At 71.4% G+C, this 23999-nt stretch carries 14 protein-coding genes and 1 pseudogene; 2 read left to right on the forward strand and 13 right to left on the reverse strand.

The genetic code is table 11. The features are described 5' to 3' along the window. Positions 1-91 precede the first annotated feature (91 nt). From OIE67_RS41140 to OIE67_RS41165, 6 genes are all read right to left on the reverse strand, one after another. Complete coding sequence (locus OIE67_RS41140; RefSeq protein WP_326630686.1) at positions 92-436, reverse strand: YciI family protein; 345 nt, start codon at positions 434-436, stop codon at positions 92-94. A 166-nt stretch (positions 437-602) separates the two neighbouring features. Continuing rightward, positions 603-3536: an NHLP bacteriocin export ABC transporter permease/ATPase subunit gene (locus tag OIE67_RS41145; protein ID WP_326630687.1), complete on the reverse strand. Its 2934-nt coding sequence runs from the start codon at positions 3534-3536 to the stop codon at positions 603-605. Further along, entirely contained in the window at positions 3533-5788 is a 2256-nt protein-coding gene (locus tag OIE67_RS41150; protein ID WP_326630689.1) for an NHLP family bacteriocin export ABC transporter peptidase/permease/ATPase subunit, read from the reverse strand. Before OIE67_RS41150 ends, OIE67_RS41145 begins: the two co-directional genes overlap by 4 nt. 10 nt (positions 5789-5798) lie before the next feature. Beyond that, on the reverse strand, positions 5799-6611 hold the full coding sequence (locus OIE67_RS41155) for an HlyD family efflux transporter periplasmic adaptor subunit (protein ID WP_106236392.1): 813 nt from the start codon (positions 6609-6611) through the stop codon (positions 5799-5801). 4 nt (positions 6612-6615) lie between these two features. Next, complete coding sequence (locus OIE67_RS41160; RefSeq protein WP_326630692.1) at positions 6616-7941, reverse strand: SagB/ThcOx family dehydrogenase; 1326 nt, start codon at positions 7939-7941, stop codon at positions 6616-6618. Positions 7942-7982: 41 nt separating this feature from the next. Further along, complete coding sequence (locus tag OIE67_RS41165) at positions 7983-10280, reverse strand: TOMM precursor leader peptide-binding protein (protein WP_326630694.1); 2298 nt, start codon at positions 10278-10280, stop codon at positions 7983-7985. 315 nt (positions 10281-10595) lie between these two features. On the opposite strand from OIE67_RS41165, the gene OIE67_RS41170 reads away from it, so the two are divergent. After that, entirely contained in the window at positions 10596-13469 is a 2874-nt protein-coding gene (locus OIE67_RS41170) for an AAA family ATPase (RefSeq protein ID WP_326630696.1), read from the forward strand. Positions 13470-13478: 9 nt separating this feature from the next. On the opposite strand, the pseudogene OIE67_RS41175 reads toward OIE67_RS41170, so the two are convergent. After that, positions 13479-13682 (reverse strand): annotated as a pseudogene (locus tag OIE67_RS41175) (acetamidase/formamidase family protein); the annotation flags it as partial. 82 nt (positions 13683-13764) lie between these two features. After that, the gene (locus tag OIE67_RS41180) at positions 13765-16428 is read right to left on the reverse strand and encodes a cellulose binding domain-containing protein (RefSeq protein ID WP_326630698.1); all 2664 of its coding nucleotides are present in this window, start codon (positions 16426-16428) and stop codon (positions 13765-13767) included. Positions 16429-16622: 194 nt separating this feature from the next. Here OIE67_RS41180 and OIE67_RS41185 point away from each other — a divergent pair, with 194 nt between their 5' ends. After that, positions 16623-17393, forward strand: coding sequence for an SDR family NAD(P)-dependent oxidoreductase (locus tag OIE67_RS41185; protein ID WP_326630700.1), 771 nt, complete (start codon positions 16623-16625; stop codon positions 17391-17393). Positions 17394-17433: 40 nt separating this feature from the next. On the opposite strand, the gene OIE67_RS41190 is transcribed toward OIE67_RS41185, so the two are convergent. From OIE67_RS41190 to OIE67_RS41210, 5 genes are all read right to left on the reverse strand, one after another. Beyond that, the gene (locus OIE67_RS41190) at positions 17434-17925 is read right to left on the reverse strand and encodes a DoxX family protein (RefSeq protein ID WP_326630702.1); all 492 of its coding nucleotides are present in this window, start codon (positions 17923-17925) and stop codon (positions 17434-17436) included. 148 nt (positions 17926-18073) lie between these two features. Beyond that, positions 18074-20926 carry a glycoside hydrolase family 3 protein gene (locus tag OIE67_RS41195; protein ID WP_326630704.1) on the reverse strand — a complete coding sequence of 951 codons (2853 nt, stop codon included), beginning with the start codon at positions 20924-20926 and terminating at the stop codon, positions 18074-18076. 70 nt (positions 20927-20996) lie between these two features. Then, positions 20997-21818 (reverse strand): carbohydrate ABC transporter permease, encoded by an 822-nt coding sequence (locus OIE67_RS41200; RefSeq protein ID WP_326630706.1) that lies wholly within the window; start codon positions 21816-21818, stop codon positions 20997-20999. After that, a complete protein-coding gene (locus tag OIE67_RS41205; protein ID WP_326630708.1) occupies positions 21815-22678 on the reverse strand; it encodes a carbohydrate ABC transporter permease in 864 nt (287 codons plus the stop codon). The genes OIE67_RS41200 and OIE67_RS41205 overlap by 4 nt, the downstream gene beginning before the upstream one ends. Beyond that, on the reverse strand, positions 22679-23986 hold the full coding sequence (locus OIE67_RS41210; protein ID WP_326630710.1) for an ABC transporter substrate-binding protein: 1308 nt from the start codon (positions 23984-23986) through the stop codon (positions 22679-22681). It lies immediately after the preceding gene. Positions 23987-23999: the final 13 nt, after the last annotated feature.

The raw sequence follows: 23999 nt of genomic DNA on the forward strand, positions 1-23999 counted from the left end.
CTCCGGACGGCCCCAGGCCGCTCAGGACGGCCCCGCTCAGCACAACCCGGCACCACCACTCGGAACGACGCTCAGGACGGCCCCAGGCTCGTCAGGCGGTCGGGTCGCAGGGGCGGACCTCGACGATGTCGCCGGGCGCGTACGGCATCTTGCGCGCCCACGCCTCGGCCTCCTCCGCCGACTTGACCTCGATGATCCAGATGCCGCCGATCTGCTCGCGCCCGACCGCGTAGGGCCCGGCCACGGCCGGCCCGTCCGGCCTGACCAGCTTGCCCTCGCGGGACCTGGTCAGCCCCGCGCCGTATTTGACCTTGACGCCCGCCATCACCATCGCCGTGCCGAACTGGCGGTGCGCCTCGGCCATGCGCGTGCGTTCGCTCTCGCTGAAGGCGTCCCAGAGCATCTCGTCGCCGTGGATCAGCAGCACGAAGTCCATCAGTCGCCTACCTTCCTGGGAGACCCTGCCCTCGGGATCGTCGGGGAGCGGGCAGAGCTCCGGTCGGCACTATCGTGACATCCTTCCACGTCGCAGCGCCGCAACTCGGCCTCATCACCTCGCAGGAACGGCGACCGGCCGTCCATCTCGCCGTTCACGCGGGCCGTCAGATCTGCCGCCGGGCCAGGCGCGCGAACAGGCCCTGCTCGTCGCCCAGCAGCTCGTCATAGGTGCCCTGCTGGACGACGCGCCCGCCGTCGAGCACGAGGATCTTGTCGGCGTCCCTGATGGTGGACAGCCGGTGGGCGATGACGACGCGGGTGGCGTTCAGCCTGCGGGTGCTCTCGGCGATGACGTTCTGCGCCGGGTTGTCCAGGGCGCTGGTGGCCTCGTCGAAGAAGACGATGCGCGGGCGTGAGACCAGCGCTCTGGCGATCATGATGCGCTGCCGCTGCCCGCCGGAGAGCGTGTGGGTGCCCTCGGACAGGACGGTGTGCATGCCCATCGGCATGGCGGTGATGTCGCCGTCGATGCCGGCCATCGCGGCGGCCTCCCAGGCGTCGTCGATGGTGTGGCTGGTGCTGCCGACGATGTTCTGCCTGATGTCGCCGGCCAGCAGGGCGCCGTTCTGCAGCACCACCCCGCACTGCCGGCGCACCGCGCCGAGGTCGAGCTCGCCCAGGTCCTGGCCGTCGTACATGACGCTGCCCGAGTCGGGCTGCTCGAAGCCGAGCAGCAGGCGCAGGACCGTGGACTTGCCGCTGCCGGTCGGCCCCACGATCGCGACGAACTCGCCCGGCTCGATCGACAGGTCGATCTCGCTCAGCGCCCTGGGGCCGTCCGCGCCGTAGCGGAAGGAGACCTTGGACAACGTGATGCGGCCCGACAGGTCGCCGGGGTCGGCCTTGCCCGCGTCGTCCTCCGGCTCGACCTCCAGGACGGGCGCCAGCTTCTCCAGCATCGGCACGATGCTCATGGCGGTGATGGCCGCGCCGGTGAACTGCAGCACCGAGGCGATGAGCAGGCTGAAGGCGGTGAAGAAGGCGAGGAACGCGGCGATCGGCAGCTCCCCGCGCATCGGCCCGGCCGCCACGGCGAAGATCACGCACGAGCAGACGAGCGGGAAGCCCGCGTTGAACGTGGTGACCAGGTTCTGCAGCCGCCTGGCCTTGGCCGAGGTGGCCCTGGTCCTGGTGAAGTCGCGGGTCCACACGGCGAACGCCTGGTCCTCGGCGGCGGCCACGCGCAGCTTGGGCACCGCCGACAGGAGCTGGAAGACCCGGGACGACAGCCGCTGCTCCTGCTCGTACAGGCGGCGCTGGAGGCGTACCTCGAAGAAGCCGGCGACCGCGCACACCAGCACGCCGGCCAGCACCAGCAGGGTCGCGAGCAGCGCGAGGCGGACGTCGTAGACGTAGACGAGGGCGAGGTTGGCCAGGCCGCCGAACAGGCCGAGCGTGGCCGTGGTCATCACGCCGGAGAGCAGTTCCTGGGCCGCGCTCACGCCCAGCACGGTCGTGCCCAGCTCGCCGGTGGAGTATCGGCCGAAGAAGGTGACGGGTAACGACAGCAGCCGGGTCCACGCGCCGGCCTGCACCCGCGCGGACGCGCGGCCCTCGATGCGCAGCGCCGCCACGTTCTGGACGATCGACAGCGCGCCGGCCACGAAGGCGCCGCCGATCACCAGCGCGGCGCCCTGCACGATGAGGTCGCGCTCGGCCCGCGCCACGAACGTGCCCAGCACCAGCCCGGTCATCGCGGGCACGAGCAGGCCGATGACGGCCACGATCGTGCCGAGCGAGGCGAGCACCCACAGGTCGTGGCCGTTGCGCGCCAGCCCGAAGCGCAGCAGCCCGGCCACCGTGCGCACCTCGCGCGGCAGCGGCTCGTAGAGCACCTCGGCCTTGTTGGACAGCGTGGCCGCCACCGCCCTGGTGACGGGGGTGACCCGGCTCTGGCCCGGCTGGGCGAGCACGTACCGCGAGCCGATCGGCAGCAGCGCCACGGGGGTCTCGTCGTCGCGCAGGTAGCCCACCATGGGGCCGATGTCCCGTTTCCACCAGCCGTCGTCGAGCCGGACGGACCTGGTCCGCACCCCCGAGGCCAGGGCGATCGCCTGCAGCGGATCGACCTCCCTGTTGCTCCCCGGCGGCGGCGCGGTGACGGTGAAGCCGCCATGCGAGGCCACCAGCCGGGCCGCGGCCAGGGCCGGCGGGTCGGCGGTGACGTCGGCCAGGCGCACTTTGGCCTCGGTGTCGCGCACGAGCGTGTCGAAGCTGCGCCGGGCCGCTACGGTGGTGGCCGACTCCTGCTCCTTCCTGCGCTCCAGCGAGCGCAGCTCGCGGGCCCGCTGCCGTTCGACCCGGCGGTCCACGGTGTAGAGGAAGCGGATGGCGTGCTCGACCCAGCGGCTCCAGAGCGTCTCGTCCGCCAGCAGCTGCCAGGTGGACTTGGAGCGCAGCCGGGTGGGGGTGGTGGCGACCACCCAGTCCCGTTCAGTCACCGACAGCTCGGCGCCCGCGGTCAGCACGCCGGCCACGCCGTCGGGCATCTCGACCGCGCCCTCCTCGACGCTGAGCCAGCGCACGCCGTCCACCGACCTGGCCGCGCGGTGCTGACCGAGCACGGTGACCGTGTCGGAGGCCAGGGGAACGAACTCGCGCGGGGGCAGCCCGTCGCGCAGCGCCGTGGCCAGCGACACCATGCCCGCTTCCAGGCCGCGGACGAGCTGCTTGACGGCCAGCCCGTAGTCGGCGGTGGACATGGTGGCCGAGCGCCCGGTGCCGGCCAGCTCGCGCAGCCTGGCCAGCGGGACGCGCGAGACGACCGAGCCGGGCACGGGACGGCCCACGATGCCGTGCCGCGGGCCGCGCGGCGCGCCGGGCAGCAGGGTGCCTTCGCGGACCCGGCACAGGTAGTTCCAGCGGCCCACGGGACGCCCGTTCTCCAGGCGCACGGCGAACAGGTCGACCTCGCCCCGCTCGACCAGCAGCACCTCGCGCACGCCCGACAGGACGAACAGGTTGTCGGCGGAGTAGTCCACCGGGGTGGCCGCGTCGGTGAAGAACGGCGAGAACGACGAGAGCAGCGGCGTCGTCATCCCGCCTCCCCGTTCCTGCGCGAGCTCCTGAGCAGCTCCGCGTAGTGCCCGTCCAGCGCCAGCAGCTCGGCGTGCCGGCCGCGCTCGACCACCTCGCCCCGGTCGAGGACGATGATCTCGTCGGCGTCGCGCACGGTGGACAGCCGGTGGGCGATGATGAGGCAGCCGCAGCCGCGTCTGCGCAGGTGGTCGGCGATGGTCCGCTCCGTTTCCGGGTCCAGCGCGCTGGTCGCCTCGTCCAGGATCAGCAGGGTCGGCCGCAGCGACAGGGCCCTGGCCAGCTCCAGCCGCTGCCGCTGGCCGCCGCTGAAGTTGCGCCCGCCCTCCAGCACGCCGCTGTTGAGACCGCCCGGCCTGGTGGCGATCAGGTCGAACAGGGCGGCGTCACGCAGCGCGGAGACGACCACCTCGTCCGGCACGTCGTCGCTCCACAGGGTGAGGTTGTCGCGCACGGTGCCCTCGAACAGGGTGATGTCCTGGTCCACGTACGCGACCGACGCGGCCACCACCTCCCTGGGCAGGTCCTCCCTGGGCAGGCCGTCGAGCAGCACCCGGCCGGAGGTCGGCACGTAGAGGCCCGCGGCCAGCTTGCCCGCGGTCGACTTGCCGCTGCCGGAGTTGCCGACGATCGCCACCCTGCGTCCCGGCACCAGCGTGAACGACAGGTCCTTGATCACGGGCGTGGCCAGCGCGTTGTAGCCGAACGTCACCCGGTCGAACTCCAGCCGCCCGTCCAGGCGGCCCTCCTCCCGCTCCCGTACGGGCTCGCGCCGCTCGAAGGTGGTGGCCACGGGGTACTTCTCGACGTCGTACAGGCGGCAGACGTCGGCGGAGATGTCCTGGAGCTGCCCGCCCAGGTTCGTGAGCTGGGTGACCGGCCTGGACAGCGAGGTGAGCAGGGTCTGGAAGGCCACCAGCATGCCCACGCTGATCACGCCGTCCACCACCCGCAGGCCGCCGATCAGCAGGATGAGCCCGCTGTTGACCCCGGCCAGCAGCGGCGGCACGACGGTCAGCGTGGCCGTGGCCACGCCCAGCCGCTGCTTGGCGGTGACCGCCTTGGCCAGGAAGCCCGACCAGCGCTGGAACGCGGCGGGCTCCGCGCCGGTGGCCTTGACGGTCTCGATGAGCTGCAGCGTGTTGAACGTGGTCGAGGTGAGGTTGCCCAGGTCGGCGCGGAGCGCGGCCACGGCGTCCGTGCGCGCCCTGGACACCTGCCGCAGCACCAGGATGTTGACCAGCGCCATTCCCACCCCGACCAGGCCGAGCAGCAGGTCGTAGCGGATCAGGACGATGCCGTAGAACAGCACCAGGACCAGGTTGACCAGGGTGATGGCCAGGTCGCGGGAGAGGATCTCGGCGACGGTGTCGTTGGCCTGCACCCGCTTGGCCACCTCGGCGGGCCGGCGCTGGAGGTAGAACTCCACGGGTAGTCGCAGCAGGTGCCGGAAGAAGCGGGCCGAGCTGACCAGCCCGAGCCTGATCTCCATGCGCAGCAGGTAGTGCCGCTGCACCGAGGTCAGCACGAACACCGCGAGAGCCGTGAAGCCGACGCCGAACAGCAGCGGCAGCAGGTAACCGGGATCGCGCCCGGTCAGCACCCGGTCGATGAACACCCGGCTGAACGCGGGCCCGATGATGCCGGGGACGACCAGCAGCAGGCTGGCCAGCAGCACCAGCGGCAGCGCCCGCCCCGACGGCATGCGGCGGGTCAGCAGCGCCTGCCCGACCCGGGTGGGCCGCCCGCCTGGCCGGAAGCCGGGCCCCGGCTCGAAGGTCAGCACCACGCCGGTGAAGCCCGAGTCGAAGTCGTCCCAGTCGATCATGCGCGGGCCGCCGGCCGGGTCGTTGACCGCCACGGCCTTCCTGCCGAACCGGCTGCGCACCCCTTCGAGGACCATGAAGTGCTGGAACGCCCAGAACACGATGGCCGGCCCGGTCAGGGAGCGCAGGTCCTCCGCCTCCATCTGGAAGCCCCTGGCGATCAGCCCGTAGCGGCGGGCGGCGGCGATCACGCTGGAGGCCTTGGCGCCGTCACGGGAGACGCCGCAGGCCGAGCGGAGCTCCTCCAGGGGGACGAACTTGCCGTAGTACGCGAGGATCATCGCCAGCGAGGCGGCCCCGCACTCCACCGCCTCCATCTGGATCACCGTCGGCGTGCGCCGCCGCCACCGCCACCGCCTGGCAGGTCGTGGCGGTGACGGTGGCGGGGCCGGCGGGCTCGCCTGCGCGGGAGCGCTCGTGGTCGTCACATCTCCCCCTTCAGCGCCCGAGCAGCAGGTCGAACAGAGTCTGGCTGCCCAGGCCGATCGCGCCGGCCACCGACACCTGCGACTGCAGGCGGGCCGGCGGCCCGTTCTGGGTGGACCAGGCGTAGCCGGACGGCGTGGCGGGGTCGCGTTCGAGGTCGACGATGACGAGCCTGGCCGGGACGCCCTTGAGGTAACCGCGGGCCGCCTCCAGGCCGCCCACCAGGTCGGCCGCGTGCTCCAGCATGACCGGATAGGAGCTGACGGAGTGCACCCGGCCGCGCAGCAGCCCGAACGCGCCGGGCGGGGCCGAGGAGACCGACAGGTCCACGGGTTTGCCCGGCACCACGCCCATCGCCCGGTCCACCGGCACGAACAGCATCGCCACCAGCCGGTCGTCGGGGGTGTCCGTGCGCTCGATGAGCAGCAGTTCCTCCCCCTGGCCGACCACGTGCCCGTCCACCGCGGAGAAGGCGACCACCCGGCCGGTGAACGGGCTGTGCACCGTCCGGTCCCGCCCGCTGTCCACGGTGATCACGGCCACCTCCTGGCCCCTCTGCACGGCCTCGTCGGGGCGGACCAGCATCGAGCGGACCGTGCCGCCGTACGGGCTCTGCAGCCTGGCGGTGCCCGCGGGATGGGTGAGCAGCCCCGCCGCGGGCACCGTCACCGGCAGCCGCCCCGCGAAGAACCAGACGGACGCCGCCGCCACGATGATCAGCACCACGAACGTGGCGATCCAGCCGCGCGGCGAGGCCAGCAGCGTCGGCGAGTCGAGCTCGTCTGGCTCGCGCATCCGCTGCAGCGCCTTGAACCGGAACTTCATCGCCCTATCCCCGCCTGCTGCCGAGGACCAGCTCGCCCACGCTGCCCTCGCTCAGGTAGTCGAGGCCGCTGGCGAGCGCGAAGTCGTCGGCGTCGCCGCCGCCGAGCCCGCACACGGCCAGGTTCATCGCGGTGCCGACCAGGTAGATCGTCTGGTAGAGCACGCCGACGTGCTTGAGCACCAGCGAGTACGCGATCGTCTCGTACTTCCACATCACCCGGCCGAAGCGGGCGGTGACGATCAGCAGCACCTGCGGATCCTGCGCGAGCAGCGCCGCCGCCCTGGCCCGCTGCACCAGCGCCTGCACCGCCGGGGACGGCTCCGACACCAGCTCCAGCGCGTGCCCGGCGGTGTCGTAGTGCCACAGCCCGGGATCGAGGCCCTGGCAGGAGACGACCAGGGGGTAGACCTCCAGCTCGTGCACCGACCCGCCCGAGGGATAGGGCCGGTCGGCCAGCCGCTGGCCGTCCGGCGAGTCGAAGGCCGCCCGCTGCCGCATCGACCGGTAGAGCAGCTCGCCGAGCTGGTCGAGGGTGATCGGGGCGTCCTGGTCGTGCTCGCGTACGGAGCGGCGGCGCTCCAGCGTCTCGGTCAGGCCCGGCCCCGGCGTCTCCAGATCTGGGGCGGTCAGCTCGATCCGCTTGCCGCCGAAGGGGGCGGGGGTCTCGGGCAGGGGCTCGAAACGTTCCTTGAACGGGTACGTCCCGCCGTAACGGCCGGCGATCCGTGACCCCCTGCTGTGCGCGTGCAGCCACAGGTCACGGGGCTGCCACTGAGCCAGCGTCAGGTCACCGTCCTCGGTGTCGGTGGCCAGCGCCCCGGCGGCGGCCAGGAAGCGCAGCACCTCGTCGGCGCCCAGCTCGGCCGGGGTGGTCCAATCGGCCATCCGGCCCAGCAGACCGGCCGCCTCCGGCGCCAGCTCCACCACGGCGGGGCTGCGCGGGCCGCGCACGCTCAGCACGCCGTCCTCCGCCGTCACCACGGCGAACCTGGACAACCTGATCCGCGCGCCGGCGGCGGGCAGCGGGCCCGGCTCGACCGGGCCGGCGCCGATCGGGCGCAGCCGGGCCAGGGGCGTGCCGTACTCCAGCAGGCCGCCTTTGGCCAGGCGGCGCAGCAGCAGGTTCCAGCGCAGCAGCCCGGCCTCGCCCACCGTGGCCGCCAGCGCCGTCTCCGTCACATCGCCGGCCGCCAGCACGCGCAGGGCGGCCACCAGCTGTTCCGGCGGGTTGCGCAGCCCCAGCGAACCGGCGGGCGAGGAGATGCGCACCTCGCCGTCCGCCTCGGTCAGACTCGCCTCACGCCGCAGCCGCCGTTTCGTCTCACTCACGCCGGGTTCCTCTCTCGTTCACCGCACGGCCCCCGGGACCGTCAGAAGAAGACGCTGACGGGGTTGAGCTCGTCCTCCGCCTTCGGCCGCGGGATCCAGCCGAGCGAGACCGGCACGTCGTAGAGCCGGCCGGGGCCGAGCCGCCGCCAGAAGTGGCGCATGCCGGGCGCGATCACCCGGACGACGCTCAGTTCCAGGTCGGGCCGGCTCTGGTCGAGCACCACGACCTCGACCCCGGCCGCGGCGGCCCTGTTCACGCACGTCTCGACGTCCGCGGCCAGGTCCTCGCCGCCCGAGAGCGCGTAGTCGCCGAGCGTTCGCGGGCTCTGCGCGGGGTCGGGCACCAGCCACGGCTGCTCGGCCAGCCTGGTCTCCTTCCACCAGGCGAGCGTGGCCACGTCGTCGTCCAGGTAGAGGGTGTTGCCCTGCTCGTCCCGCCGTTCCACCGAGGGCAGGAACTGGTTGACCTCGGTCAGCGTCCTGATGGCGGCGATGCGCGGGTCCAGGTGCGCGCCGAAGCCGACGATGACGTCCTCGACCGGATGTCCCTTGCGGTGCGACACCCCCACGAACGCCGGGATGCCGAGGTCGGTGGTGATGTCGAGCAGCCAGATGTCGCGGTCCATGCCCTGGTAGAACTCGCGCACGGTGTCCACGTACGGGTCGCGCAGCGAGTCGAGGTCGAAGGCCGGCCGCCTGGCCCGGTTGTACCACCACAGCGCCACCGCGTCCCGCTCCACCAGCTCGCAGAAGCCCTGCAGCACGGCCTCCTCGACGGAGTTGCCCGAGGCGTTGCCGTTGGAGTCGCCCACGCAGTAGAAGTGCCGCTCCAGGTCGGGGTGGCCGTACCAGGCGTAGCCCGAGGGCACCAGCCGCTCGCGCCCCTCGGTCAGCGACCAGGCCGGCGACCAGTCGACGGGCAGGTCGGTGCGGAAGCGCTCGGGCACCAGGTGCAGGCGGTGCGCCGGGTCCTTGTTCCACTCCTCGCGGCCGGCGTACTGACCGTCGGAGAAGTGCAGCAGGCTCTCCGGATGCACGGCCACGGCCGGGTCGAGGTCGGCGTAGGCGGCCTCGGTCACCGGCTCCTCGCCGCGCCACACGCCGGAGTAGCGCTCGATGGCCTCGCACAGGGCGCTCACCCTGGCCTGGACCTCGGTGCGGCCCTTGCCGCCGCTCTGCCCGCGCAGGTTGCGCCGCAGCAGGTCCATGTTGTCGCCGATCATGGCGAAGTTGTGTCCGGCGGTGAAGCTGTAGGTGACGCCGTTGTCCTCTTCTGCGAACGTGTGCAGCCTGGTCACCGCGCCGATGAGCGGGCTGATGTGCTTCTCCAACCTCGCGTACGTGCGCGCGGGCGGCTCGATCCGGTAGCCGCCGTCGGTGACGTGCCTGGCGTCGCGCGCCGACAGCATCACCTTGGGGCTGCGCTCGCTGATCAGCGCCGGATCCCCGCAGGCCCGGCACTGCGGCAGCCGGATGACGGTGTGCTCCATGGTGGCCAGCGAGCGCAGGTCGACCGTGGTCATGCTGCCTTCGAGGCGGGCGGGCGGGTTCGTGCCGCCGTCGCGGGCGACCGCGATCCTGGCCAGCTCCACCGCCAGCAGCCCGCCCGCGACCGAGGGGCCGGCGGGCACGGACTCGCGGGCCGGATGGTAGGGCATGCCGCCTCCGCGCTTGCCCGCCAGATACCGCTCGACCTGCCGGTTCCCGGCCAGCCGCTGCGCCAGGCAGGCCCAGCAGCCGGTACGGCCAGGCCGCAGCACCGGGCCCACCCACAGCGTGATCCCGGACGGCTTCACCAGCGCCCACGGGTGCTCGGCGGCCAGGTAGGCGGTGTTGAGCCGCTCCAGCGCGGGATCGAGGTAGTCGCCGGTGACGACGACCGACAGCTCGCCCCCCGGACCCGCGGCCTCGTCCTCGACGGTCCTCGTACGGATGCGCAGCCCGTGCTCGCGCAGCACGGCCTCGACCGGCCCGGCGTCGGCGTCCCCGCAGGCGACCACGGTGAATTCGGCGCGTTCCAGCGCGGCGTGCGCCCGGACGGGATCGATCCCCTGCGCGTCCCAGAAGGCCAGCGTGCCCTCCGGCCAGTCCGGCCGCCCCTCGGCGAGCACCCCGAACGCGGCGAACTTGCGCAGAGCGGTGAGCGTCTGGGTGAGTGGCAGCTCGCCGCTGAGCGTCGCGGCGATCTCGGCGACCGTGTGCCGCCCGTCCAAATAGGGCAGGAGCCTGCCGGCCCCCGCGGCCTGCACTCGATAGTGCTGGCCGTCGGCCAGCAGGAAAACTTTCGACCCGTCGATCACCTGAGCGGTGAAGTGTGCCTTGAGACGTGGGCGGTCCATGGCGCTCCCCGTATTGGGTCCTCATCTTGCTGCTGTCATTGCCGCTGTCATTCGTGCTTTCTTTGATCGCAGAGTTGCATCGGGCCCGCTGCCGTGTAAAGACGTAATTCCGGCGTACGCATTCAGCCGTACGGGGGCGGTGGAATACGTATACGAGGGGCCGGGAATGCGCATTCACCCGGTCGCGGGGCCGATGTGAGATCTGACATCGTGTCGTCATAATTGTCCGATTTGTCCGTCAGCTATTGACAGGCGACCTGTCCATGGCGGGATGATCCTTGTGACAGTCCAGGGGGCCAAGCTTTTGGAGTAGCGATGTCTTCCGGGCAGACGCTGCTACACCGTGACGTAGAACTAGCCGCTGTACGGGAAGTGCTGTCCAGGATTCGCGGGTCGAGTCCGTCCGTGCTGCTGATCCAGGGCGCGCGCGGGATGGGCCGCACCACGCTGCTCAACGCGGCGCTGTCGACCCTGGCCGAGACGGGCGCGGTGCTGCTCATGGCCCGCGGCCACCCCGCCGAGCGCGAGCACCCCTTCGGCGTCATCCGGCAGCTGTTCGAGCCGCTCATGGCGGCCGGCCGCGCGCCGCCCACCGGCCTGACGCTGGACGAGGAGCGGAAGGACGCCGTCACCCCCGACGTGCTGCACGGGCTCTACCGCGCCACCCGCAGCTTCACCGGCGACCAGCCGCTGATCATCGCCGTCGACGACGTGCACCATGCCGATCAGCAGTCCTCAGAATGGTGCTCCTACATCGCCAGGCGGCTCGACGGCCTGCCCATCGCGATGATCCTCACCAGTGCCGACCCCGGCGAGTCCGGGGGGAACGACCTCGCCAGGGACCTGGCGGCGCTGCCGTACATGCGGCTGCTGCGGCCCGCGCCGCTGCCCCACCTGGCCGCGCGGCGGCTGCTCGCCTGCCAGCTCGGCACCGCCGAGCAGCAGGTCGACGCCGAGGTGGCGCTCGCCTGCCACCAGCTCACCCGGGGCAACCCCGCGCTGCTGCACGAGTTGGCCACCCGGCTGGCCAGGACCGGCGTGAGCGCGACCCGCGACGAGCTGCCCCGGGTGCTGGAGGCGGGCGCGGCGGCGATGACGGAGACCGCGCTCGGCTGGCTGACCGACAGCGACTCCGGCGCCGACGCGGCCGGCGTGGACCTGCTCCGCGCCCTGGCCGTGGTGGCGCCCGACGACGGCCTGGAGCTGGCCGCCATGCTCGCCGGGCACGGTCAGGACGCGGCGCGGGTGGCCGCGGCCCGGCTGCGCGCTCTCGGGCTGATCACGGGCTCGCCGCCAGGCCGGTTCCCGCATCCGGGCGTGCAGCAGGCGGTGCTGGCCGGCATGGACCCCGATGAGCGCGACCGGCTGCACCGCCGTACCGCGGCGCTGCTGCACCGGCTCGGCGCGCCGCTGAGCAGCTCGGCCAGGCACCTGATGTCGGCCGGCCCGACCGGCGACCCGCTGACCGTGACCGTGCTGCGCGAGGCCGCGGAGGAGGCCGGCGGCAACCACGCCTGGCAGGACGCGACCGGCTACCTGCACCGCGCGCTGGCCGAGACCGACGACCGCGACACCGTGCTGGAGGTCACCGCCGAGCTGGGCGCCGTCGAGAAGCACCGCGACCTGCCCGCCTGCCTGCGGCACCTGCGTACGGTCTACGGCCGGGTCAAGCGGGCGCCGCAGGCGCTGATGTCGATGACCCCGTTCGCCGACCTCCTGGTCACCGTGAACTCCGCGGAGGCGGGCGAGGTGCTGGCCGAGGCGGCGACCACCGCGGCCGCGACGCCGCAGTTCGCCGGCGCCGACCTGGCCCTGCTGTTCGCCGCCCAGGCACTGCTGTGGGGCCGCTCGGCGGGACAGATCGGGGTACGGCGGCTGGGCCGGTCGTTCGGCACGCTGCTCACCCCCGCCGCCAGGGAGTTCCTCAGCGCGCTCGCCCTGGCCACCGGCGCGCGCGGCCGCAACCTGCCGCGCATGCTCGCCCAGACCCGCCGCTGCATGGACGGCCAGGGCGCGGTCCCGGTGACCGCGGTGCTGCCCCTCGTGTGGGGCGACCGCCTCGACGAGGCCTCCTACTGGTCCGAACGGCTGGTCAGCGAGACCAGGGACGAAGGCTCCAGCACCAGGCTGGCCCTGGCACTGTTAGCCAGGGCCGAGGTGCGTTACCAGCTCGGCAGCCTGGCCGCGGCGCTGCGCGACGCCAACGACGCCATCGCCAGCGCCCGCGAGGTCCAGGCTGAGGGCTTCCACGCCGCCGCCACCGCCTGCGCCGCCAGGATCCTGGTCGAGCGGGGCGAGCTGGAGGCCGCGGAGACCGCGCTCGGCACGGTCAGGACGTACGGCGACTGGCACCCGCTGATCTCCGGCCACGTCCTGGACGCGCTGGGACGCGTGCACCTCTCCCACGGCCGGCCCCGCGACGGGCTGCTGACCCTGCTGGAGTGCGGACGCCGCCTGACCGCCGCCGGCATCACCAACCCGGCCTGCGTGCCCTGGGGCACCAACACGATCCTGGCCTACACCCTGTCCGGCGAACGCTCGGCCGCCCGCATGGTGGCCGAGCGCGAGCTGGAGCTGGCCCGGGCTTGGGGCGCGCCCACCACGATCGCCCGCGCGCTCAGCGCGGGCAGCGTCGCCCACGAGGGCGCCACCCGGCTCGACATGCTGCACGAGGCGGTGGACCTGCTGGCCCACCGGGGCGCCCGGCTCGAACAGGCCAGGGCGATGCTCCGCCTCGGCATCGCGCAACGCCAGGCGGGCGACACCGGCAAGGCGCACGAGACGCTGGCCATGGCGCTGCGGCTGGCCGCCGACTGCGGCGCCGTCCGGCTGGCCGCGCTCGCCGACAAGCACCGGGCCGCCACCGCGCCGCGCCGCCCCGCCGCGCCGTCCGCCAACGGCCAGGACGGCCATCCACTGACCGTCGGCGAACGCCGGGTCACCGACCTGGTGCTGCGCGGGATGAGCAACCTGGAGGTGGCCACCGTCCTGTCGATCAGCAAGCGCACCGTGGACACCCATCTGGCGCGGATCTACCGCAAGCTGGGCATCCACACGCGGGCCGAGCTCGCCGTCATCCTCACCGGCCTGTCCGACCACGACGCGCCCGAGTCGAATGGGCACGCGGACGAGCCGGTGGGTGAACGGGCGGACGAGCCGACGCCCGCCGCGTTGCTGGAAGACCTCTGACCGCCCGCGCTAGTCGGTGACGACGTCCTCCGGGAGGAACGCCGACACCAGGAAGCTGGGCACGTCCACGAGCCGGCTCACCTTGAGGTCCACCGCCACGCTGCAGATCGCGTACGCCTGCTGCGCGCTCCACCCCCGCTCCCCCAGGTGGTCGATCATCTCCAGCAGCGCGTTCCTGGCCGCCGGCGTCGCGTCCTCGGCCGACACCTCCCCGTCCCTGTCGAGACATCATCAGCACGGACGGCGGGACCGCACGGGGGTGGAGTCCCGTGCGGTCCTCGGTGGTTTCAGGCCGTCAGGCCGGGGTGCAGGTGAGGGTGGTGGGTGGGGTGTTGGTGCCGGTGTGGGAGCCGTTGAGGCCGAACGACGTCGTCGCCCCGGCCGCCACGTCGCCGTTGTAGCCGGCGTTCGTCACCGTGACGCTCGTGCCCGTCTGGGCCGGGGTGCCGCCCCAGAGGTTGGTGATCTTCTGGTCTCCCGGCCAGGTCCAGGTCACCCGCCAGCCGGTGATCGGCGCGGCGCCGGTGTTGCTGACGGTGACGTTCGCCTGGAAGCCACCGGGCCAGGAGTTACCGGGCTGGTAGGTGGCCGTGCAGCCGGTGCCGGTCGTGGGGGTGACGGTGGGGGTCACGGTCGGGGTGACCGTGGGGGTGACGGTCGGTGTGGGGGTGACGGTCACCGGCGGGCCCGTGCGGTCGCCGTAGATGATGCCGCGCCCGTTGGTGCCCAGGTAGACGCGCCCGTACACGCGCGGATCCCCCGTCAGCGCCTCCCCCATGTTGCCCCACTGGTGCTGGTCGTCGTTGATGCGCACCCACGCCGACCCGCCGGTGTCCGACCGGTACAGGCCGGTGACGCCGTCGATGGTGGCCACCGCGTACACGGCCGGGTACGTCGCGCCGGGCGCGGCCTTGCCGAAGCCGACGTTGACCGCGTTCGTGACGCCGGACAGCTTGGCGAAGGAGGCGCCGCTGTCGGTCGAGTGCCAGATGCCGCCCTCGCCCGCCACCCACACGTCACCCTCGACGCCGGCCACGGCCTTGACCTTGCCGCTCGCGGGCAGGCCGGTGGCGGCGGTGGCGGTGAAGGTGGCGCCGCCGTCGGTGCTGAGGTGCAGGCGTCCTCCGCCGAGCCCGTAGAACTTGCGCGGGTTGACCCGGTCCGACTCCAGCACGGCCTCCGTCGGCAGGCCGGAAGCCTGTTGCCAGGAGTTGCCGTAACCGACCGAGTAGACGGGCGTCACACCCTTGGGCGCCCAGACGAAGCGGGAGCCGTCGGCCGCGGCGGCGACCGTGCCGCCCTCGTTGACGCCGCCGGGCTCGGTGCCCTGGAACCAGGTGGCGCCGCCGTCGGTGGAGAAGGCCACGTGGCTGTCGTTCGGGCGGTCGGCGTCGGTGAAGTTGCCCGCCCTGACCATGATCGAGGGCGCCTTCTCCGCGTAGTCGAGGCTGGTGGTGGAGGTGAAGACCGGCGCGGTGAACATCATCGGCGGTACGGCGTCCAGGTTCGTGTGCCGGAACCCGCCGATGTCGCCGAGCCCGCTGACCAGGGGCGCGCCGCTGGGTGGGCTGATGAGGTCGAGCACCGCCGTCTCCTCCAGCCCCTTGGCCATCGGCCTGATCGTGAACTGGGAGCCGGCGTCCCACCGGGTGAGGTTCTCGGTGCCGTAAATGGTGGCGCCGGTGCCGTACATCATCCGGTCGGAGTCGAACGGGTCGATCTCCAGCGACTCGGTCATCCAGCCGAGCTTGGGGGCGACCTCGGGCGGCTGCGGGTCGGCGCCGAAGGTGAGCCAGGGGTTCTCGGAGATGTTCATCGTGTAGCGGAAACTGCGGCTCGGGTACGACGTCCAGTCCCACACCCGGGTCCAGGTGGCGCCGGAGTCCGTCGAGCGGAAGAAGATCACGTCGGGCCACCAGGAGATCTGCGTGGCCACCATGATCGTGCCCGGATTCCGGCGGTCGACGGTCAGGCCGCTGTAACCGAAGTAGTCGTCGGCGCTGGAGGACGGGACGGGGCTGATCTGGGTCCAGGTGCCGGTGGCGGTGGCGTAGCGCCACACGTCGCCCTTGGCGCCGTCGTACGGGCCGCCGGTGTCGCTGGTGGCGAGGTAGAGGTAGCCGTTCACGGTGTCGAGCACCCCCTTGTGCGCGATGTACCCGGTGGGCTGGCCGGCCAGCCGCGACCAGGTGCTGCCGCCGTCGGTGGTGCGGTAGACGGTGTTTTCCTTGTCGGCGACGCCCACGTAGATGGTCCTGGTGGCGCTGCCCGCGGTCGACGAACGCTTGTCGTAGGTCACCCAGACCACGCCGGGACGGTGGCTCAGGTAACCGTTGGGGTCGCCGGGGTCCTGCGCATAGTTGCCCGCGTTCGGGAAACCGGTCACCTTCGACCAGGTCGCGCCGTAGTCGGTGCTGCGCCACAGGCCGTTGCCGTTGGGAGCGCCGAGATAGAGGATCCGGTTGTCGTTCGGGTCGACCGACAGCGCCTCACCCATGCCGCGGCCGGGCATGTTGCCGCCCAGCTTGAACGGCAGCGGCGTGACCTGCCAGGTGTCGCCCTTGTCCGTGGAACGCAGGACGGCGCCGTTGTTCGGGTCCCAGCTGTTGGTGTACATGCCGACGGCCGCGTACACCCGGTTGGTCTGCACGGGGTCGGTGGCCAGGCTGATCACCCCGTTGTAGCCCCACTTGTCCCAGCCGGCCCAGTCGAGCAGCGGGGTCCACGACTTGGTGGACTGGTTCCACCGGTACGCGCCGCCGATGTCGGTGCGGGCGTAGATGAGGTTCCGCTCGGACGGGTTGAAGACGATGCCGGGCACGAAGCCCCCGCCGTCGATCCTGACGTTCTGGTACGCGTACGGATCCGAGGCGACCGCCGAGACCGGCGACATCCGGACGATCGCCGCCGCGATCAGCACGGCGACGGTCGTGAGCATGACGAATAATCTTCTTCGCATGCGCGGCTCTTCCTTTCCGGGCACGCCGGCAGGCGTCCCCAAGGCGTCAGACGACCGCCATGCACGAGCAGAGTGCAGGACCCTGACCGTCGCCGCGCCTTCGCGCATGAGCTCATCAGCAGGCTCACACACGCGCGCACCCACGGTCAATAGTTTGGATAGACAACGAATTAATGCCCACCAAGGAGGCACGCATGACGACGTTTCCCGACTACCGCGTGGACGGAAAGATCGCGCTGGTCACGGGCGCGGCACGGGGTCTGGGCCGGGCGATCTCGCTGGCCCTGGCGAACGCCGGCGCCGACGTCGCGCTCGGCTTCCGGGACGCCGAAGCCGACGGCGGGCTGACCGGCGAGGTCCGCGGGCTGGGCCGGGCCGCGCTGCCGCTGCAGATGGACATGACCGCGCCCGCCCAGATCGCCGCAGCCGTGCGCGCGGTGGTGGAGCGGTTCGGCCGGATCGACATCCTGGTCAACAACGCCGGCATCGCCCCGGGCAACCCGGCCGAGGAGGTGACGGAGGACGACTTCGACCGGACGGTGCAGGTCAACCTGAAGGGCACGTTCCTGGCCAGCCAGGCGGCGGGCCGGGTGATGATCGAGCAGGGGTACGGGCGGATCGTGAACGTCGGGTCACAGGCCGGCGAGGTGGCCCTGCCCGGCGAGTCCGTCTATTGCATGACGAAGGCGGCCATCGCCCACCTGACCCGCTGCCTGGCCGTCGAATGGGGCCCGCACGGCGTCACGGTCAACAACGTCGCCCCCACGTTCATCCGCACCCCCGGCACCGCGCCCGCCCTGTCGGACCCGGAGTTCGAGGCCGACGTGATCGAGCGGATCGCGGCGCTGCACCGCATCGGCGAGCCCATTGACGTCGCGGGGGCGGTGCTCTTCCTCGCCTCCCCCGCGGCGTCGCTGATCACGGGACACACACTGGTCATCGACGGCGGCTGGACGGTCCGCTAGGCAGCCCACCCACTCCCGTCCTCGGCGGCCGGACGGCCCGTCAGGCACTCACCCGCTCCACGGGCGCGGCCTCCGAGCGGGCGGTGAACGGGAGCGCCGCCCACAGGGCGATCGCGATGTACAGCGCCTGCTCGGGGATGCGCTGCCAGAGCGGCGAGGAGACCACGAGGCCGGCCTCGGCGACGTGCACGTTCGCCGGCAGCAGCGCCAGGAACAGCAGCGCCAGGCAGATCCCGGCGGCCTTGCGGGTGCGCCCGAGCACCAGCCCGGCCGCCCCGGCCAGCTCCAGCACGCCGCTCAGATACACCATGAAGCCGGGGAACGGCACGAACGGCGGCACCATGGCCAGCATGTCGGCGTAGTTGGGCATGAAGGTCACGCCAGCCGGGACGAAGTGGGCGCCGGCGGTCATGACCAGCATGACGGCCAAGCCATGGGCCGCGCTCACCCGCCACGTGCCGAACCGGCCCACACCCAGCACTCCCAGCAGCCGGAACGCCAGCGTGGCGACCAGCAGAACGATCACGGTCATGAGACACCTCTTTTGGATAGTCGTGTTATCCAAGTAATAGATAACACGACTATCCAATGGAGGGCAAGCCCGGCGGGCGGCCACGACCATGCTCGCGGCCGCCCGCCGGAGTCCTCATCGGGCGAGTGTCCTCAACAGGCGTGTGTCCTCATCGGGCGAGTGCGAAGTCCCTGATCCGCAGATCGCCCTTGAACACCAGGTAGACGCTCCCGGTGCCGGCCCGCACCGAAGCGCTCGCCGTCCCGTACGTGTAGATCTCACCCGTGGCGGGCACCGGCACGGTCGCCAGCAGCGCGCCGGTCGGCGAGCCGCGGCGCACCTCGAACGAGCCGCCGCCCACCGAGGCCACCGCGGCCGTCAGGCGCGAGCCCCACGAAGCCCCGGTGTACGCCACCCAGTCACCGGCCGAGCCCTCGACCACCTCGCCCCGCGCCTTGCTCTCGTCGGCGAAGGCGACGCCCGCGTAGTCGTCGAAGTCCATCGCCCGCGTCGTCCTGGTCAGGTCGCGCACGGGGACGGTCTCGCCGGGCACGCGCAGCGTGGTGCGCTGACGGATCCGGTCGGAGGCGGAGCCGACGAGGACGTCGTGGGTGGCCTCCTCGACCACCCACCTGCCCCGGGTGTGATCCCAGACGGCCAGGTCCGACCGCTTGAGCGGGAAGGTGACCGTCCGCGTCTCGCCCGGGGCGAGCGTGATCCGCTGGAAGCCGCGCAGCCGCTTGACCGGCTGCGCGAAGCGGGAGTCGCGCTGGTGGGTGTAGAGCTGGACGACCTCGTCGCCCTTCACCCTGCCGGTGTTGGTGACCTTGACGCTCACCTGGTCGCCGTGCGCGCGCAGGCCCTGGTAGCCGAAGGAGGTGTAGCTCAGGCCGTGGCCGAAGGCGTAGAGCGGCTTGTCCTTGCCGTACAGGTACGTCATCCCGGTCTTGACCAGGTCGTAGTCCAGCAGGCTCGGCAGCGCGCCGGCCGCGGGCCAGGTCTGGGTGAGCCGGCCGCCGGGGTTGACGTCGCCGAAGAGCACGTCGGCGACGGCGTGCCCGGTCTCCGCGCCCGCGTGCGTGGTCCACAGCAGGGTCGGGGCGTCCACGACGACCGGATAGCTCGTCTCCAGGACGACCACGGTGCGCGGGTTGGCCTTGCGGACGGCCTCGATCAGCCGCAGTTGTCCGGCGCCGAGCCGCAGATCGTCGCGGTCGTGGAACTCGCGGCCCGCGACGAAGGGATGGCTGCCCGCCACGACCACCGCGACCTCGGCCTCGGCGGCGCGCGCGGCGGCCGCGGCGATGCCGTCGGAGACGACCTCCTTGGCGAACTTCGCCGCCTGCGCCTTCGGCACCAGGGCGAGCGCGCCGTCGGTGACGCCCACGTACGCGTCGGGCAGGCCGAACCAGCTCTCGACCGTCTCGTATCCGGCGTAGCGGATGAGGTGGCTGCCGTCGGCCTGCTTCTCCAGTGCGAACTGCTGGGAGACGTACCAGCCGTCGGGTTCGGCGTCGTCGGTGTCGAGCGAGCGCCAGTCGCCGCCGAGCAGCCGGCCGTTGCCCGCGTTGCGTAGTGTGGAGACGCCGCCGGTCCAGTCGGTGAGGTCCCACTGCGACGCCGCGCCCGGCGCGGTGTCGATCAGCCCGGCGTTGTCGTCGGGCCCGGTGCCGGTCGCGGTGACGTACTTGCCGGAGTCGAGGTGCCTGAGCGCGACGCGCTCCAGGCCCTCGCCGGTGGTGACGGAGCCGACCCGCTCCTTGATCCCGTCGAGCGGCGTCACCTGGTACGGGAGCTGCCCCGAGTACCAGTCCCGGTACAGCCGATCCGCCAGCGGCCCCACCACGGCGGCCGACTTGGGCTTGCCGAGGGGCAGCACGCCGGAGTTCTTCAGCAGCACGGCCGCCTTGCCGGCGGTCTCCCGGTTGAGCCGCTTGTTCGCCGCGCTGCCGATCACGTCCGCCGTGATCCGCGCGTACGGCCCGCCGTCCGGATCGAAGTGGCCCAGCCGGGTCCGGATGGACAGCACGTGGCGTACCGACTTGTCCACGTCGGCCACGGTGATGCGGCCCTGGTCGAGCGCGGCCTTGAGGTTGGTCAGCATCGGCCCGAGGTCGCTGCCGTCGATCGTGAAGCTGTCCAGCCCGGCCTTCAGCACCGCGGCGAACGCCTCGGGCTTGCCGTCGTAGTAGCGCTCCAGGTCGGTGAGCGCGTGCGGGCCCCAGGCGTCGCTCGGGTGGTAGAGCGTCCGGTCGGTCCAGGTCCTGACCACGTCGTTCAGGTCCGGGTTGACGTGGTTGGGCCGCCCGTTGACCAGGTTGTACGACGCCATCACCCCGGTCGCGGCGTCGGCCGAGATCGCCGCCTTGAAGGCCGGCTCGTAGTACTCGTGCTTGAGCTTGGGCGTCAGGTTGGAGGAGGTGAGGCTGCGGTCGGTCTCGTTGTTGTAGGCCAGGTAGTGCTTCAGCACGGGCGCGGTCTTGAGGTAGAAGGGGTCGTCACCCTGCAGCCCCTTGCCGTACGCGGTCGAGATGGCCCCCGTGAGCAGCGGATCCTCGGAGTAGCCCTCCTCGTTGCGCCCCGCGCGCGGGTCGCGCAGCAGGTCGACCACCGGCGCCCACACCTGCAGGCCCCACAGGACGGGATCGACGGCGTTGTAGCCGCGCGTCTCGTCACCCACCGCTGAGCCGACCTTCTTGATCAGCGCCGGGTCCCAGGTGCTGGCCAGCCCGACCGCCTGCGGGAAGACGGTGCCGGCGGCGAACTTCTGGTTCCAGTCGTCGTCACGGTGGTTGGACCAGGCGACGCCGTGCAGCGCCTCGGTGCCGTTCTTGTGGTAGGCGATGCCGAGGCGCGGGATCGCCGGCTGCGACTGGTGCAGCAGGCTCAGCTTCTCGTCGAGGGTGAGCCGGCCGAGCAGGTCGGTGACGCGCTGGTCGAGCGGCAGGGCCGGGTTCTGGAAGGGGTACGCCTGAGCGGTCCGGGCGGCCTGAGCGACCTGGTCGGCCTGGGCGGCGGGCACGCCACATAACGCCGCGGCCAGCGAAACAACCGCTAATAACGGGACTTTTCGCATCTTGAATGGTTCTCCGTCACTTGATGGCGCCGACCGTCACACCTCGGGTCAGCGTGCGCTGGAAGATCAGGAAGAAGGCGACCGCCGGAACGATGCCGAGCAGGGCCGAGGCGCTGGACATGGTCGCGTCCATGTACCTCTGGCCTTGCAGGACACCGAGCGCGACGGGCACCGTCTGGGTGTCGTTCGAGATCAGGAAGATCAGCGGCAGGAAGAACTCGTTCCAGGTCCAGATGAAGAAGAAGATCAGCAGCACGCTGAGCGTGGGCCGGCTGATCGGCACCACGATCCGCAGCAACGAGCGCAGCCGCCCCGCGCCGTCGATCGAGGCCGCCTCCAGGATCTCCTTCGGGAACTGGCCCAGCACCGCGCTCAGCAGATACGTGCCGAACGCCGCCTGGATCGCGGTCATGACGATGATCACCGCGAGCCGGGTGTCGTACAGGCCGGCGGCCTTGGCCAGGTAATACAGCGGATAGGCCAGCGCCTCCTGCGGCAGCGTGTTGGCCACCAGGAACAGCACCAGGATCCACAGCCGGCCCTTCACCCGGCCGATGCCCAGCGCGTACGCGTTGAGCACGGACAGCACCACCGCCAGCACCGACACCGAGGCGCTGATGACGAAGCTGTTCCAGAGCTTGACGCCGAACTCCACCCGGTTCCAGAAGTCCACGATCCCCTGGAGGTAGAGCCCCTCGGGCAGGCTCAGCGGGCCGTTCGAGCTGTACTCGGCCGGCGACTTGACCGCGTTCATCGCCACGATGACGAACGGGAAGATCATCACCACGGCCAGCACGACCAGCGCGAACAGCACCGCCCAGCGTCCCGGGCCCCTCATGCGTCACGCTCCTGCACGCGCAGGAACAGGAACGTCACCACGATGATGATCAGCGCCAGGACGGTGGCGATGGCCGAGCCGTACCCGACGTTGGCCTTCTGGAAGAAGTTCAGGTACGAGAAGTACGACGGCACCATCGTCGCGTTCCCCGGCCCGCCGCGCGTCAGCACGAAGATCGGCCCGAACACCTTCAGCGCGGCGATCGTGCACGTCAGCAGCACCACGAAGATCTCCGGCCGGATCTGCGGGATCGTGATGTGCCAGAACTTGCGCCACCACGAGGCCCCGTCGATCTCGGCCGCCTCGTAGTAGGCCGGGTCCACCCGCTGCAACCCGGCCATGAAGATCACGACCGGGTAGCCGAGCTGGAACCAGACCATGACCGCCATGACCGTGGCCAGCGCCAGATCGGGGTCGCCGAGCCAGTCGAGGTCCAGGCCGAAGATCTGGTTGACGGCGCCGTACGACGGGTGCAGCATCCAGCCCCACACCACGCCCGCCACCGCCACCGGCAGCACCTGCGGCAGGTAGTACGCCGCGCGCAGCGCGGAGGCCGTGCGCGCCCCGAACCGCTTGCCGATGTAGTCGAACAGGGCCGCCGCCAGCACGAGCCCGATCGCCGTCGGCACCACGGCCATGGCCACGATCAGCCCCACGTTGTGCTGGAACGACTCCCAGAACCGTTCGTCCTCCAGCAGCCTGGCGTAGTTGTCCAGCCCGATCCAGCGCGGCGTGCCCACCCCCGACCAGCGGGTGAAGCTGGCGCCGACGTTCATCAGGAACGGCACCACGATGACGGCCAGGAACAGCAGCAGGCTGGGGACCAGGTAGAGCCAGTACCCCCTCGTGCGAGCCCTCATCTAGTTGCCAATGTCGGCGAGGTTGTCCTCGTACGGCTTGGCCAGCTCGTCCAGCACCTCGGCCGAGGTCTTGCTGCCGTTGATGAGCTCCTGGACCCCGGCCACCATCACGTCGTAGTAGCCGGGCGCGGGCCAGTCCGGGTAGAAGGCCAGGCCGTCGGCGGCGGTCAGCTTGTTGAAGGACTCGATGAGCTCCTTGCTCTTGGCGTCGGTGATCGCGGCGGCGTCGGCGGCCACGGGGACGCCGCCGGAGTTGCCGAGCAGGTTCTGGATGTCCTTGCTCATCGTGATGTCGATGAAGTCGTAGGCCAGGTCCTTGTTCTCCGACTTCTCGGGGACGACCCAGAGGTTGCCGCTCGACCCGGGTGACATGGTGGCGCCGGGGAACAGGAAGTGACCCCACTCGAAGTCCTTGATCTCCGAGGCGAAGCGGCCGTACCACCAGCTGCCGCTGATCATGACGGGGAACTTGCCGTTCATGAACGCCACGCCCATGTCCTCGGCCTTGACGCCGGAGGAGTTCTTCGGGATGTAGCCCTTCTTCACCCAGTCGGCGAACGTGTCGGCGCCGTAGGTGAACTCGGGGCCGTGGAAGTCGACCTTGCCCTTGTAGGACTGGAAGGCGTCCAGCCACGGCTTCTGCGCCTTGGTGAGCGCGAGCTGGTAGAAGATCTGCTGCGCCGGGTATTCGGCGCCGGCGTTGGAGATGGGGGTCACGCCGGCCTTGACGAAGGTGTCGAGCGCGGCGGTGAACTCCTCGTACGAGGCCGGGACCTTGACCTGGTGCTTGTCGAAGAGGTCCTTGTTGTAATAGACCATCACGAACTCGCCGTAGTTGGGCACGCCGTACCACTTGCCGGAGCCCATCACGCCCCGGTCGTCGTACTTCGCGGTGGTCTGCAGGCCGCCCGGCAGCAGCTTGTCCCAGCCCCGCTTGGTGGCCTCCTCGCTCAGGTCCGCGAGCAGGCCCTGCTTGGACAGCAGGCCGGAGGTGGCGTTGCCCTTGTTGTACTCCATGATGTCGGGCGCCTCGTCCGAGTTGAGCACCATGGCGGCCGTCTTCTGGATCTGCTCGAAGCCCTTCTCCTCGAACGCGACGGTCACGTTCGGGTGCGACGCCTCGAACTTCTTGATCGCTTCGGCCCACGCCTTGCCCATGGCGCTGTCGGCCGTCTCGTAGTGCCAGAGCTTGAGCACGCGCGGCTCGGTTCCGCCGGGGCTCGGGCTCGCAGAACCGCCGCCCGAGCCGCAGGCCGACAGGGCGAGCACGGCGGCGGTCAGCACCGCCGCGCCTGTTGACTTGACCATGATCCCTCCAGGG

Source organism: Nonomuraea fuscirosea (genome assembly GCF_035917475.1).
Lineage (GTDB): Bacteria > Actinomycetota > Actinomycetes > Streptosporangiales > Streptosporangiaceae > Nonomuraea > Nonomuraea fuscirosea.